At 58.8% G+C, this 12,507-nt stretch carries 14 protein-coding genes; 8 read left to right on the top strand and 6 right to left on the bottom strand.

The window, feature by feature from the left end:
* Positions 1-70 precede the first annotated feature (70 nt).
* Together AC1DF8_RS19990 and AC1DF8_RS19985 are read left to right on the top strand one after the other, a co-directional pair.
* Positions 71-760 carry an HAD family hydrolase gene (locus tag AC1DF8_RS19990; RefSeq protein WP_112968701.1) on the top strand — a complete coding sequence of 230 codons (690 nt, stop codon included), beginning with the start codon at positions 71-73 and terminating at the stop codon, positions 758-760.
* Positions 760-2,343: an FGGY-family carbohydrate kinase gene (locus AC1DF8_RS19985; RefSeq protein ID WP_478154568.1), complete on the top strand. Its 1,584-nt coding sequence runs from the start codon at positions 760-762 to the stop codon at positions 2,341-2,343. Before AC1DF8_RS19990 ends, AC1DF8_RS19985 begins: the two co-directional genes overlap by 1 nt.
* 1 nt (position 2,344) lies before the next feature.
* On the opposite strand, the gene AC1DF8_RS19980 is transcribed toward AC1DF8_RS19985, so the two are convergent.
* Entirely contained in the window at positions 2,345-3,199 is an 855-nt protein-coding gene (locus AC1DF8_RS19980; protein WP_478154566.1) for a MurR/RpiR family transcriptional regulator, read from the bottom strand.
* 233 nt (positions 3,200-3,432) lie between these two features.
* On the opposite strand from AC1DF8_RS19980, the gene AC1DF8_RS19975 reads away from it, so the two are divergent.
* Entirely contained in the window at positions 3,433-4,146 is a 714-nt protein-coding gene (locus AC1DF8_RS19975) for a sulfate transporter family protein (RefSeq protein WP_478154564.1), read from the top strand.
* 50 nt (positions 4,147-4,196) lie between these two features.
* On the opposite strand, the gene AC1DF8_RS19970 is transcribed toward AC1DF8_RS19975, so the two are convergent.
* The gene (locus tag AC1DF8_RS19970; RefSeq protein WP_478154562.1) at positions 4,197-4,622 is read right to left on the bottom strand and encodes a VOC family protein; all 426 of its coding nucleotides are present in this window, start codon (positions 4,620-4,622) and stop codon (positions 4,197-4,199) included.
* A gap of 81 nt (positions 4,623-4,703) precedes the next feature.
* On the opposite strand from AC1DF8_RS19970, the gene AC1DF8_RS19965 reads away from it, so the two are divergent.
* Entirely contained in the window at positions 4,704-5,288 is a 585-nt protein-coding gene (locus AC1DF8_RS19965; protein WP_478154560.1) for a TetR family transcriptional regulator, read from the top strand.
* On the opposite strand, the gene nth is transcribed toward AC1DF8_RS19965, so the two are convergent.
* Entirely contained in the window at positions 5,253-6,035 is a 783-nt protein-coding gene (gene nth, locus AC1DF8_RS19960; RefSeq protein WP_478154558.1) for an endonuclease III, read from the bottom strand. The two genes, AC1DF8_RS19965 and nth, sit on opposite strands and share 36 nt — an antisense overlap.
* A gap of 22 nt (positions 6,036-6,057) precedes the next feature.
* On the opposite strand from nth, the gene AC1DF8_RS19955 reads away from it, so the two are divergent.
* Together AC1DF8_RS19955 and AC1DF8_RS19950 are read left to right on the top strand one after the other, a co-directional pair.
* Positions 6,058-6,555 carry a DUF2244 domain-containing protein gene (locus AC1DF8_RS19955; protein WP_112544368.1) on the top strand — a complete coding sequence of 166 codons (498 nt, stop codon included), beginning with the start codon at positions 6,058-6,060 and terminating at the stop codon, positions 6,553-6,555.
* 69 nt (positions 6,556-6,624) lie between these two features.
* A complete protein-coding gene (locus AC1DF8_RS19950; protein WP_112968707.1) occupies positions 6,625-7,497 on the top strand; it encodes a methylated-DNA--[protein]-cysteine S-methyltransferase in 873 nt (290 codons plus the stop codon).
* Between the two features lie 20 nt (positions 7,498-7,517).
* Here the strand turns inward: AC1DF8_RS19950 and AC1DF8_RS19945 are convergent, their stop codons facing one another.
* On the bottom strand, positions 7,518-8,501 hold the full coding sequence (locus tag AC1DF8_RS19945) for a sugar-binding transcriptional regulator (protein ID WP_112968708.1): 984 nt from the start codon (positions 8,499-8,501) through the stop codon (positions 7,518-7,520).
* A gap of 446 nt (positions 8,502-8,947) precedes the next feature.
* Between AC1DF8_RS19945 and tal the strand changes: the two genes are divergently transcribed.
* Together tal and AC1DF8_RS19935 are read left to right on the top strand one after the other, a co-directional pair.
* Positions 8,948-9,913, top strand: coding sequence for a transaldolase (tal, locus tag AC1DF8_RS19940; protein ID WP_112544363.1), 966 nt, complete (start codon positions 8,948-8,950; stop codon positions 9,911-9,913).
* A 97-nt stretch (positions 9,914-10,010) separates the two neighbouring features.
* Positions 10,011-10,679 carry a DUF1345 domain-containing protein gene (locus AC1DF8_RS19935; protein WP_112968710.1) on the top strand — a complete coding sequence of 223 codons (669 nt, stop codon included), beginning with the start codon at positions 10,011-10,013 and terminating at the stop codon, positions 10,677-10,679.
* On the opposite strand, the gene AC1DF8_RS19930 is transcribed toward AC1DF8_RS19935, so the two are convergent.
* Together AC1DF8_RS19930 and AC1DF8_RS19925 are read right to left on the bottom strand one after the other, a co-directional pair.
* Entirely contained in the window at positions 10,676-11,476 is an 801-nt protein-coding gene (locus AC1DF8_RS19930; protein ID WP_478154556.1) for an anti-sigma factor family protein, read from the bottom strand. The two genes, AC1DF8_RS19935 and AC1DF8_RS19930, sit on opposite strands and share 4 nt — an antisense overlap.
* Positions 11,473-12,228, bottom strand: a complete 756-nt coding sequence (locus AC1DF8_RS19925) for a sigma-70 family RNA polymerase sigma factor (RefSeq protein WP_478154554.1) — start codon at positions 12,226-12,228, stop codon at positions 11,473-11,475. Before AC1DF8_RS19925 ends, AC1DF8_RS19930 begins: the two co-directional genes overlap by 4 nt.
* Between the last annotated feature and the right edge of the window lie 279 nt (positions 12,229-12,507).

The following is a 12,507-nucleotide window of genomic DNA, read 5'->3' as shown; positions in this document are numbered from 1 at the left end:
CTGCCGCCATCCCGGCCTTGCGTACAAAGCAGGACGGTCTCTTCCGAACTGAACTCAGGTTGGGTCTTTCATGGCTGATGCTGAACCACGGCTGGTCATTTTCGATTGCGACGGCGTACTCGTCGACAGCGAGCCGATTTCGATCTCCGTTCTCGTCAAGGCGATGGCCGATCTCGGCGTGACGATTACCGAGGACGAGGCCTATGAGCGTTTCCTCGGCAAGAGCCTGGCAACTCTGATCGACATATTGGAGACGGAGTTCAACGTGCATGCCCACGAGGAATTCCTGGAAGGCATCCGCACCAGTCTCTACGCCCGATTCCGCACTGAGCTGAAAGCCATGCCAGGCATTGGCGAGACGATCGATGCACTTGGCATTCCCTGCTGTGTCGCCTCGTCCAGCCAGGTCGAACGGATCAGGCTGTCGCTCTCGGTCACCGGGCTCTTGCCAAAGTTGCCGAACATCTTCAGTGCCAGCATGGTCAAGCGCGGCAAGCCGGCGCCGGATCTCTTCCTTTATGCTGCCGACCAGATGCGTGTGGAGCCGCGTGACTGTGTCGTTATCGAGGACAGTCCGGCAGGTATTGCTGCAGCCAAAGCGGCGGGCATGACAGTCTTCGCCTTCACTGGCGGCTCGCATGCAAATTTCGCTGGATATCGCGAGGAACTCGATCGTCTTTCGCCGGAAGTCGTGTTTGACGCCATGCCGGAATTGATACAACTTGTCCGCAAACAAAAGCTGGACGGGACTCAGCATTGATGCGTGATCATGTGGTTGCGGTGGATATCGGCACGAGCAGCGCACGCGCCGGTGTCTTTGACACGCATGGCCGCCTGCTTGCCAAGGCTGAACATCCAATCCTCATGAACCGGCCGCGCGAGAACCATGCCGAGCATGATTCCGAGGATATATGGTCGGCCGTTTGTATTGCCGTGCGTGCAGCCTTGGGCCAGTCCGGCATTGAGGCTGCCGCAATCGGCGCGATCGGTTTCGACGCCACCTGTTCGCTTGTGGTGCGCGATACCGAAGGCAGGCAGATCAGTGTTTCCACCAGCGGTGAGAGGCGCTTCGATACGGTCGTCTGGCTCGATCACCGGGCGCTGAAGGAGGCAGATTTCTGTACGGCGACGAAGCATGAAGTGCTGGAACATTCCGGCGGCGTCATGTCGCCGGAAATGGAAATGCCGAAGCTGATGTGGCTGAAGAAGGAGCTGCCGGCGACCTGGGCGAACACCGGATACCTTTTCGACCTTGCCGATTTCCTGACGTGGAAGGCAACCGGCTCGCTTGCCAGATCCCGCTGCACGCTGACGGCCAAATGGAATTATCTAGCCCATAAGGAAAGGGGCTGGCAGGGAGACTTCCTGAAGCAGATCGGTCTTGAGGATTTGCTGCTTCGTGGCAGGCTGCCGGAGGACACGGTGGCGGTTGGAGAAAGCGTCGGCAAACTGACGCCGGATGCTGCCGAAGCGTTGGGCCTGACCTCCAATTGCCATGTTTCGGCCGGGATGATCGATGCCTATGCGGGCGCGCTCGGTACACTCAGCGGCTATGCCGGCGATCCGGAGAAGCTCGAGCAGCAGCTTGCGCTCATTGCCGGGACATCGAGCTGCGTCGTTGCCTTTTCGCCCGAGCGAAAGCCAAGCCAGGGAATGTGGGGCCCCTATTACGAGGCGGTTTTTCCGCAATCGTGGCTCGTCGAGGCCGGTCAATCCGCGGCCGGTGCACTCCTTGATCATATCGTGCGCATGCACGCGGCCGGCGGTGAGCCAACCGCGGCGCTGCATCAGAAGATCGTCGCCCGCATCGCGGAACTGCGAGCAGAAGCGGGTGACTCACTCGGCGCACGGATCTTCGTCCTTCCGGATTTTCACGGCAATCGGTCGCCATTGGCTGATCCGCATGCTGTCGGCGTCGTCAGCGGGCTGACGCTCGATACGTCCTTCGACGGTCTCTGCGCGCTCTATTGGCGGACCGCCATCGGCATTGCGCTCGGTATCCGTCACATTCTCGAAAAGATGAGAGATCACGGTTATATGCCGGATACGCTGCATGTGGCTGGTGGGCACGTGAAGAACCCCATTCTGATGGAGCTCTATTCGGATGTGACGGGTTGCAAGGTCATCGTGCCTGACATGAACGAGGCGGTACTGCTTGGCACCGCGATCGCTGCATCAGTTGCCTGCGGCTCGCACGAGGATTTGGCGGCGGCGGGGAGGGCGATGTATCCCGGCGGCTCCGAGCGTCTTCCCAACAGGAGCAAGCAGGCGCTTTACGACCGCGAATATCGCCGCTTTCTTGCGATGTACCGTCATCGGGCTGAGCTGGAAGCGATCGAATAATTCAGCGGTTGGCCGTCTCCCCAAGGATGGTCGCAAATTCCACCATGCGTCGTCGTCGTTGGCTTGCCTCTTCGCCGGCGTTCAAGATGACCGCCTCGGACAGGCAGTCGAGCAAGGCGATCAGCGGCGGCAGGTTATCCATATCAGGCGCGCGGGAAGGCGGTAACGGCAGGACGACATTCGACTGTTCCGGCAGCCAGTCCGCATGCTGAGCGGAAATCAGGATCACTTTATAACCGTAACGCCTGGCAGTGCGCGCAAGCAGCCGTGACCTGGCGAAGCGCCGACAATCGATGATGACGAGCACGGCATCCTCGACGAAGGCACGGGCGAAAAGCTCCGCGAAGCGATTACCTGCGCCGTCGATCGCACGCACACTGTCGCGAGCCTGGGTCAGTCGCTGGCAGAAGTGGCTGGAGAAGCCTGACAGTCTTGCATGGGTGGCGACGAAGACCTCTTTGGATGCGCCGATCATCGCGACGGCTTCGCCCCAATGCGGCTGGGCGGTCAGATGATAGATGTGATGCAGTGCCTGTATCTGCTCCGCCACGAGAACGGCGAGCGGCTTACCATCCGATGCGTCGGTTTGCAGTTCCGTCATCGAACTCTGGAACTGGACCGGAGAGGTCGTTGCCGTTTCGCGGATTTCCACCTTCACGCTGTCCAGTCCCTGGTAGCCGAGCGCTCGCAAAAAACGGCCGACCGTCATCGGCGAGAGATCAAGCCGGTCGGCAACCGATGCAGCGGTTTCAAACGGCAGGTCGTTCAAATGTTCAGTAAAATATTTCGCGATGCGTCGTTCGGCGGGCGTGCCGGACTTCGCGTATTGCCTAAGCTTGTCTACAAAATCTTCCACGTCGCAGCCTCCCCCATATCCTCAGAGGCTTCCCGTGGATTCGTGGAGCCGAATCCCTGTTTTTTAATATTGTCCGGAAGCTCTTCTTAGGCCCACACGTATATCGAACGTTACGAACTATATATTAGCATGTAATTTTCGACAAGTTTTCTATTCAGGCATGTAATTTTCAACCGACTTGCCGCAGGACCGCGGGCTTCCTACATCACGCTGCGTAACGGAGACGCCAGAGAATGATCCTTGACGCCGCTCGCCTTTCTCTCCTCAACCTTTTTGCGCTGGAGACCCGGTCGGCTTTCTGGAAGGTTCTGGGGCTGACCGTGCTGGTGCTGATCGGCTTGTGGTTCGCCTTGCGCGGCCTGTTCATCAGTCTCGTATTTCCCTGGGTAACCGGGTTCTTTCCCGAGATGCCCGACTGGGCCGGCTGGCTCAGCTTCGTTTTCCTTGTCGCCGCCGGGATCGGACTTGCGCTCGCGCTGGCGCTGCTGCTTTCGCCGGTGACTGCACTGATTGCCGGCCTCTTTCTCGACGATGTCGCCGAGGTGATCGAGAAGCGGGACTATCCGCAGGATGTGGCCGGCAAGGCCATGCCGCTCGGACCTGCGATGGCAAGCTCAATCAAGTTCCTGGGGGTGGTGATCGTCGGCAATATTATCGCCCTCTTGCTGCTCTTCATTCCCGGCGTCAATCTCGTGGCCTTCTTTCTTGTGAACGGCTACCTGCTCGGGCGGGAATTCTTTGAATTTGCGGCCATGCGCTTCCGTTCTCCTCCGGAGGCGCGACTGTTTCGCTCCAAACATGGTCCAACCGTCTTTCTCGGTGGCCTGGTGATTGCACTCTTTCTGGCGATCCCGATCGTCAACCTGCTCACGCCTCTCTTTGCCGCCGGCATGATGGTGCACCTGCACAAGTTGATCTCCGCGCGCGATCCCGATTTCCGAGCCTAGCTTTCACGCAAATCCGAACGAAAACCGCGCTACACCGTTGGTGAATTGCTTTAGCCGGGCAGCGCTGCCGCTTCATACAAGGCCGCATATTCGGCGCTTGGCGGGATCGGCTTGATGACGTCGATCAAGACGCCGTTGGGATCGGCGGTAATGAAGTGGCGCTGGCCGAAATCCTCGTCCCGGATCGTGCGCAGGATCGGCAACCCTGCCTCCGTGCAAATGGCGTAAATCGCGTCCACATCCTCGACCTCGAAATTCAGGAGAAGGCCGGAGATCTTGCTGCGGCCGGCGGCCGGGATGGTTTCGTGGCTACCGTCGAGCACGGCAAGCGTCACATGCTCATCCTCGATCGATTGCAGATGGACATACCAGTCGCTTTCGAAGAGAGGCTGGAAACGGAAATGACGGCAATAGAAGGCAGACGTCCCGGCAACATCATCCGTCATGATCACGGGATAATAGCTCGTCGATTTCATCACGTTCCTCATTCTGGATTTTACGTACATTGTGTATGTTTTGTTATTAACATACATGCTGATTGTATGTAAGCAGAGATCATGAGTCGCAGTAACCGTGAGAGAACCGAGCAAACGAGACAGGCGCTGATGGATGCCGCGCGCCGGCTTTTCGTCGAGAAGGGATATGCCGAGACGGCGACGCCAGAGATCGTGACAGAGGCTGGTGTAACGCGCGGTGCGCTCTATCATCACTTCGAAGACAAGAAAGCGCTTTTCCGGGCGGTGATCGAAAGGGAGGCGACCGATGTCGCCAACGAGATCGAGCGGCGCGCAACGCGGCAAACCGCATCGCGTGAAGCACTGCTTGAAGGTGCTGCGGCCTATTTCGATGCAATGGAAGTGGAAGGGCGAACACGGCTGCTTCTGCTCGAGGCGCCGGCCGTGATCGGCCTGCCCGCGACAGCACAGATCGACGCGGAGAATGCGGAGGCGACATTGCAGGCTGGGCTCGAAGCCTTGTTGCCACAGGCCAATGCCAGCGCTTTGCTCGGGCCATTGACGGCCATGCTCTCGGCTGCTTTCGATCGCGCTGCGATCGCCATCGAAGCAGGCGGCAGTCGTGAAGACTATGAGCGGGGAATAGCTGTCCTACTCGACGGCCTCGCCGATCAGCTGCGGCGGTAGCTCGACCAGCGGCGCCGGGATATCGCTGCTCTTTTCCGGCGATTTGCAGATATCGGCAATGACGCAGCGCTCGCATTCGGGCCGACGGGCCTTGCAGGTATAGCGGCCGTGCAGGATCAGCCAGTGATGAGCGTGGTAGAGATATTGTTTCGGCACTACCTTCATCAGCCGGTCTTCAACCTCGTCAGGCGTCTTTCCGGGTGCGAGCCTGATGCGGTTGGCGATACGGAAAATATGGGTGTCAACCGCCATCGTTGCCTGACCGAAGGCCATTGACAGGACGACATTGGCGGTCTTGCGGCCGACGCCCGGCAGGCGCACCAGTTCCTCGCGCGTCTCCGGCACCTTGCCGCCGAACTCGTCGACCAGCATTTGCGAGAGCGCAATGACGTTCTTCGCCTTGTTGCGATAGAGGCCGATCGTCTTGATGTAGTCGCGGACCTTTTCTTCGCCGAGATCGAGCATCTTCTGTGGCGTATCGGCGATCCCGAACAACGCGCGGGTCGCCTTGTTGACACCGGCATCCGTCGCCTGGGCGGAGAGGGCGACCGCCACGACGAGCGTGAAAGGATTGGTATGTTCCAGCTCGCCGCGTGGTTCCGGCCGCTGGACGGAAAAGCGGCGAAAGATCTCTTCGCGCTCGGCCAGCGAGTAGGCTGTCTTGACCGGCACCGCCGGCTTGCGGCGGGTGATCACATTCGAGTTTAGCGATGGTTTGGTATTGGATTTGAGTTTCGGATTGGCCATGGAAAATCTATACTCAGTCGCCATGATGGAAAGCAACGCCGACAGCCGAAACGAGCAGCCTGTTTTTGCGGCCGAACTCTTTCCCTACCGTTCGCTTGGGCGGAAGGGTTTCAAGCTTTTGCTCGCCATATCCGGCGCGATCTGCTTCATGTACGGCATGTTCTTCATCGTCACCGGCGCTTGGCCGATCGGCTTTTTCTTCGGCCTGGACTTCGTACTTCTCTACGGGGCTTTCTGGCTGAACTATCGCTCCGGCAGGGTGCGGGAAGAGGTAACTGTTTCGCGTACGGATGTCTCCGTGCGCAAGTTTTCTCCCTCCGGCCGCATGATCGAGCATCATTTCAATCCGTTCTGGACGCGTTTCCTCGTGCGCCGGCATCAGGAGATCGGCATTCTCTCCATGCATATTTTCGGCGAGGGCAAGCGCACGGATGTCGGCTCCTTTCTCAATCCTGACGATCGCGAAAGTTTCGCCAAGGCCTTCAAGGGCGCGCTGGCAACGGTAAAACAGCGTCTCTGAGAGATCACGCAAGAAACGGGTGGTTTGGTTCGCCGGCCTTGATTATCTCCTTTGTAAAGGAGAAAAACGATGAACATGATCGCGAAGCTCGAAACAGACATCACCCCTGATGGACCCGATTACGACACCGTCCGTCGGGTCATTGAACTGATCAGCGAGGAATATCGCGACCAGCCGTCGCTGGAAGCGATTGCCGCGCGGCTGAACCAATCGCCGACGCAACTCCAGAAGACCTTTACCCGCTGGGCCGGCCTTTCGCCCAAGGCCTTTCTGCAGGCCGTTACGCTGGACCATGCCAAGCGGCTCTTGCGCCAGGAAGAAATGCCGCTGCTTGAAACGTCGATCGAGGTCGGTCTGTCCGGCCCGAGCCGCCTGCACGACCTGTTCGTGACGCATGAGGCAATGTCGCCGGGCGAATGGAAGGCGAAGGGTGGCGGACTGACGATCCGCTACGGGTTCCACACATGTCCCTTCGGCACGGCGCTCGTCATGGTCACGGACCGCGGCCTTGCGGGTCTCGCCTTCAGCGATTCCGGTGATGAAAAGGCTTGCCTGGAGGATATGACCTGCCGTTGGCCAAACGCGGAATATGTGGAAGACCGCCAGGCGACGGCGCCTTATGCCGAACGCATCTTCCAGCCGGGCCGCTGGACATCTGACCAGCCGTTGCGGGTCGTGCTGATCGGAACCGATTTCCAGGTCAACGTCTGGCAGAGCCTTCTGAAAATTCCCTTCGGTAAAGCCGTGACGTATAGCGACATTGCCAAGGACATCGGCCGGCCGACTGCCATGCGCGCCGTCGGTGCGGCAGTCGGGGCCAATCCGATTTCCTTCGTCGTGCCCTGCCATCGCGCACTCGGGAAAAATGGCGCGTTGACCGGTTACCATTGGGGTCTGACCCGCAAGCGGGCCATGCTCGGCTGGGAATCGGCACACGCCTGAACGAGATATACCGAAGCCGCTCAGGCGGCTTCGGCGAGCTCCAGCAATGCCTTTGCGGCACTTTCATCCGTTATGAGCGTATTGCAGCCGATGCGCTTGATCGTTGCACGGATCGCGACGGCACGATGGGCGCCGCCGGAGGACAGCACGATGTGTTTTGCTTCCTTCAGTGTATCAAGATCAACCGACATCACCCGCTGATTGATCGAGTGATCGACGGAATTGCCGTCCTTGTCCAGAAAGTTGAACATGGTGTCGCAGACGCAGCCGGCATCGATCAGCTGCTGCAGCTCGGCCTTTGAAATCCACCCCTCGGAGAGCGAGGTCGAATGCGGACCGATATCGCCGCAGCTGACGATTGCGAGATCAAGGTTTTCCGCCAGCCGGTAGATCGTATCGAGCCCGCATTTTTCGATGAGATTGCGTTTGGTTTCGATAGAATCGACGAGCAACGGGGCGAGAAACATATAGCACTCCGCGCCGAGTTGATTGGCGAGGCGCCAAGTGTAGTCGATTGGATTCGTCTGGTGAACGGCGACGATACCGCCGAGCAGGGAAACGATCTTGCAGTTGTCGCGGCGCGGCGGGCGGAAGCTTGCAAGAGAAGCCGTCATCGTGCGGCCCCAACCGACGCCTATCGTATAATCGTCCGGAATGGCCTCCGACAGGAACTGGCCCAGCGCCAGCCCGACATTCTTTGCCAGTGAATTCACATCACATTTGGCGGGCTCCGGCACGACGATCGCCTCGTCCAGGCCATAGGCCCGTTCCAGCTTGACCGAAAGCTCCACACAGTCGCCGATCGAGTCGTTGATCCAGATCTGTACTTCGCTGCGCTTCATCGCCTCATCGAGCAGCCGGATGACGGTGGTGCGGCTGATCCCGAGCTGTTCAGCAACATCCTTCTGGGTCAGGCCCTCGTTGTAATAGAGCCATGCCGCCCGCAGCCGGAGTGAGGAGGCTTCGGAATAAGCAGTGTGCGTGCCGCGTTTCAGCTTGACCACATCTCCTCCCGCGCCGATTTCGCCCTAGATCTTTGCCATCGATGGCATAAGATTGGGGCATCGGCTTTGTTCCCGCGATAATGCCGGGTGTGACACTTATGTCAATTGAAATGCACAAATGTCCTTGACTTTTCGTTGCGGGAGCGGCGATAGTCATGGTCGACAATGTCGTTCTTGTCCGTCCGAGGAGGGCAATGTGCGGGCATGCGGAAAGTCACGATCGGCCCATCAGCCGCACGCGACAGCGCTTGCAAGGCGCTTGTCGTTTTCCGGCGGTTGGACTAACGCGCCTGGGAACACCGCCAATGTCTCTCACGTTTATGACTCATCCGTGACGGTGGCGCGTCTTTTCGCCTGCAGCATGCAAACCATCGGTCCTCAGATCACCTCTTTGCCGGGCGGAACTCGCGCCGGTCCGCAGTCCAAGTTCAAAAAGGATTTTGACCATGACATCCAAGCTTGACCAACTCCGCGAGATCACAACCGTCGTTGCCGATACCGGTGACATTCAGGCTGTTGCTCGCCTAAAGCCAGTTGATTGCACGACCAACCCATCCATCGTTCTCAAGGCACTCGGTACCGAGATGTTTGCCGATGACATGAAGGAAGCGATCGCCTGGGGCAAGAAGCTCGGCGGTGACGCCGATGCAGCGGCCGCAGCCGTTGCTGATCGCCTCGCTATCTCCGTCGGTTCTGCCCTCGTGAAGCTCGTTCCCGGCCGCGTTTCGACCGAAGTCGATGCCGATCTCTCCTTCGATACCGAAGCTTCGCTCAAGAAGGCGCGCAGCATCATCGCCGCCTACAAGGAGCGCGGCATCGAGAAGGACCGCATCCTCATCAAGCTCGCTTCCACCTGGGAAGGCATTCGCGCCGCCGAAATCCTTCAGAAGGAAGGCATCGACTGCAATCTGACCCTGCTTTTCTCCAAGGCCCAGGCCATTGCCTGCGCTGACGCCGGCGTGTTCCTGATCTCGCCCTTCGTCGGCCGCATTCTCGACTGGTACAAGAAGTCGACCGGCAAGGATTTCACTGCCGAGGAAGATCCGGGCGTTCTGTCCGTTCGCGACATTTACAATTACTACAAGGCCAATGGCATCAAGACCGTCGTCATGGGCGCCTCGTTCCGCAACACCGGCGAAATCGAGGCGCTGGCCGGTTGCGACCGTCTGACCATCGCTCCGAACCTGCTCGATGAACTGTCCAACGACCAGGGTAAGCTCGAGCGCAAGCTGTCGCCGGAAACGATCAAGCCGGCCCCGAAGGTCACGGTCGACGAAAAGACCTTCCGCTGGATGATGAACGAAGATGCGATGGCGACGGAAAAGCTCGCAGAAGGCATCCGCGCATTCGCAAAGGATCTCGGCACACTGCGCAGCCAGGTCCGCAAGGAACTGCAGCTCGCTGCTGCATAAGGCTGCCAGGCCGCACTTTGATGAAAGGCGCGGGTGCCGATGGCATCCGCGCCTTTTTCATGTTGATATCAAGGGCATAGAGGCTCGGAGGATTGAAGTGGCTGACGAGGATGACGGAAATTCGCTGGTGTCGCTTGCCTACAAGCACGCAAGCTTCATCCTTTCGGTGCTCGGTGGTCTGATCGTCTTTCTGCTGCTGACCTCGCGGGAGGTCAGCGCCAGCAATATCCTGTTTGGCTGGAATGCCTCGGCGATCATCTTCATCGGGCTGAGCTGGCGCAAGATGCTTCGGGCGACCGTTGAAAGCATCAGGAAACGATCCGAAGATCTCGACTTTTCCGATACTTTCCTGCTTTTCCTATCGATTGCAGCGGCTCTCGCCAGCATTGCCGGAATCGGAATCGAGCTTCATTCGATCAAGGATGCACCGGCGGATGTCGCGCTGTGGCGAGCCGCTGCTGCGATCCTGACTATCCTGATCTCCTGGTTTTTCCTGCACACGCTTTTCACGATCCATTACGCCCACTATTTCTATGGCGGTTCGGATAAGTGCGAAGGGCTTAAATTCCCTGATGGAATCGAGGAGCCCGCCTATTGGGACTTCCTCTATTTCTCTTTCACGATCGGTGTCGCCGCACAGACGGCCGATGTGGCCGTAACCTCGACGACGATGCGCAAGTTCACCCTGCTGCATGCGCTGCTGTCGTTCCTGTTCAACACCACTATTCTCGCACTTGCGATCAATGTCGGCGCAAGCCTGCTTTAGAGTCTCTCCGCGGATCGGAAAAATCTCTCGAATTCTGCAAGGTCACCCGAAGCGACATCCGAAATCGCCCAGAACGTCAGCCCGCCATCCGACCATTGTACCATGTTGTAGCCGTCGCGCTCTGTCGTCGTCTGGGTGCCCGAAGCTGTGGGCCAGATGAACAGGTTGATGACGTGGCCGTGGCGCCTGTAAACAAGCGCGGCAACGGCACGGCCGCCGATATAGTCCACGCGGCCCCCGACCAGCGGAAATCCATCCTTGGTGAGATCGCTGACTGGCGGCGAGAAATCGATCTTGCCATTGAACCAGGGCTTCACCGTATGCTGGTCCGAGGTCAGGACGTCGGTCAGATGGTCGGCCATCATCGACCTGACATGGCTTGCCATGATCTCATCCTGCAGGATGAGGGTCTGCGACGGAGTGTTGATGAACAGGAAAGCGCTTGCCGCCAGGACCGCCAGCGAGGGAACGAAACTCCACTGCCGCACGAGGTCAAAGGCGCGGCGCCAGAAGGGCGGCCGGTGTGCTCGAGGCCAGCTGGAGGCGGCCGCTGTCTGTTCGAAGGACAGCATGGACAGGACTTGTGAACGCAGGGCTTCGGGTGGCCTCCATCGGACGCCGTCCTGGTCGATGATCTTTCTCACCGCCGTAACCCTTCCCATCTCCGTCCGGCAGCTCTCGCAGGTCGCCAGATGACCCTCGAATTGCGCTGCATGGACGCCATCAAGTTCGCCATCGGCGAAGCCGTGGAGCATGATGCGCCATTCGGCGCAGGCATTTTGATGGGCTTCGCTCATCCTGCCGCCTCGCTCTTGTTGCATGCATCCCAGATGTCGGCGAACTCGCGCCGCGCCCTGGCAAGGCGCGACATGACGGTGCCGATCGGCGCATCGATGATTTCTGCGATCTGTCGGTAGGAGAGGTCTTCGAGTTCACGCAGCACGATGATTTCCCGCATCGTTTCGGGAAGCTTGCTGATGACGTCGCGTACACGCTGCTGCTCCGTCTGCCGGATCATCGCTGTTTCCGGAGAATCCTCTTCCGATGCGACTTGATAGCCTTCGTCTTCATCGGGATCGGCACCGCCGGTCTCGTCCAGATGCCGTTCGAAACGGGCCTTGCGGCGATCCTGCTCGCGCCAGACGTGGCAGCAATTCCTGACGATCGCAAATAGCCAGGAGCGCGGATCGCCGCCGCGATATGTTTCGAAATTGCGGTAGGCGCGCAGAAAGGCTTCCTGGACGATATCCTGCGCGGCCTCGGCGTCACGGCTAAGGAAGCGGGCAAAATTATAGGCCGCGTCGAGATGCGGGATAATCACGTCCTGAAAGCGATGCATGAATTCATGCTGGGTCGCCGCGTCGATCTTTGCGGCAATCCGTTCGCTGCCGGATTTCTCTGCGGCCATGAGATGGAACAGTCGCGTCATGCCAGCGAACAGCACCTGTAACGGTGATGGTCGAACATGAGCGCGCGGCGCCTGGCCGCCGAGCCGGAAAGTCCAGTCGATCGATCCGACGGGATAGGTGATCTGAGCGTTTGTCATCATCCTCCCTGCCTCAACAGCAGCCGATTGGGACGTGAGAGCCGCAGGTATTGGATGCGGTCTCCTGCAGTCTAGACCGATCGGCGCGCAGTTTTATTCCAGAAAATCTCGATTTATTTGCGCTGGGATCGACGTCAGCTCTGGGTAGTAAAAATAATGTCGTTTTTCCAATGGGTTGAAAGAAATTTCCGGGAAATCGGGAATAAGCATCCGGTGCCTTCGATCTAGTTCGTCAGCGGGGACGTCAGAGCAATCGCAGTCTTCGCCAGTCGAAATGCCATC

The organism is Rhizobium sp. 05N49 (genome assembly GCF_056396805.1).
The sequence above is the reverse complement of the archived record's forward strand: the minus strand, read 5'-3'. Positions and strand labels throughout refer to the sequence as shown.

Excerpts from the sequence above, each read along its gene's own strand:
- AC1DF8_RS19975 (WP_478154564.1), top strand. The coding sequence starts at position 3,433 with ATGATCCTTGACGCCGCTCGCCTTTCTCTCCTCAACCTTTTTGCGCTG.
- AC1DF8_RS19930 (WP_478154556.1), bottom strand. The coding sequence starts at position 11,476 with ATGAGCGAAGCCCATCAAAATGCCTGCGCCGAATGGCGCATCATGCTC.
- tal (WP_112544363.1), top strand. The coding sequence starts at position 8,948 with ATGACATCCAAGCTTGACCAACTCCGCGAGATCACAACCGTCGTTGCC.
- AC1DF8_RS19970 (WP_478154562.1), bottom strand. The coding sequence starts at position 4,622 with ATGAAATCGACGAGCTATTATCCCGTGATCATGACGGATGATGTTGCC.
- AC1DF8_RS19965 (WP_478154560.1), top strand. The coding sequence starts at position 4,704 with ATGAGTCGCAGTAACCGTGAGAGAACCGAGCAAACGAGACAGGCGCTG.
- nth (WP_478154558.1), bottom strand. The coding sequence starts at position 6,035 with ATGGCCAATCCGAAACTCAAATCCAATACCAAACCATCGCTAAACTCG.
- AC1DF8_RS19985 (WP_478154568.1), top strand. The coding sequence starts at position 760 with ATGCGTGATCATGTGGTTGCGGTGGATATCGGCACGAGCAGCGCACGC.
- AC1DF8_RS19950 (WP_112968707.1), top strand. The coding sequence starts at position 6,625 with ATGAACATGATCGCGAAGCTCGAAACAGACATCACCCCTGATGGACCC.
- AC1DF8_RS19925 (WP_478154554.1), bottom strand. The coding sequence starts at position 12,228 with ATGATGACAAACGCTCAGATCACCTATCCCGTCGGATCGATCGACTGG.
- AC1DF8_RS19955 (WP_112544368.1), top strand. The coding sequence starts at position 6,058 with ATGATGGAAAGCAACGCCGACAGCCGAAACGAGCAGCCTGTTTTTGCG.
- AC1DF8_RS19990 (WP_112968701.1), top strand. The coding sequence starts at position 71 with ATGGCTGATGCTGAACCACGGCTGGTCATTTTCGATTGCGACGGCGTA.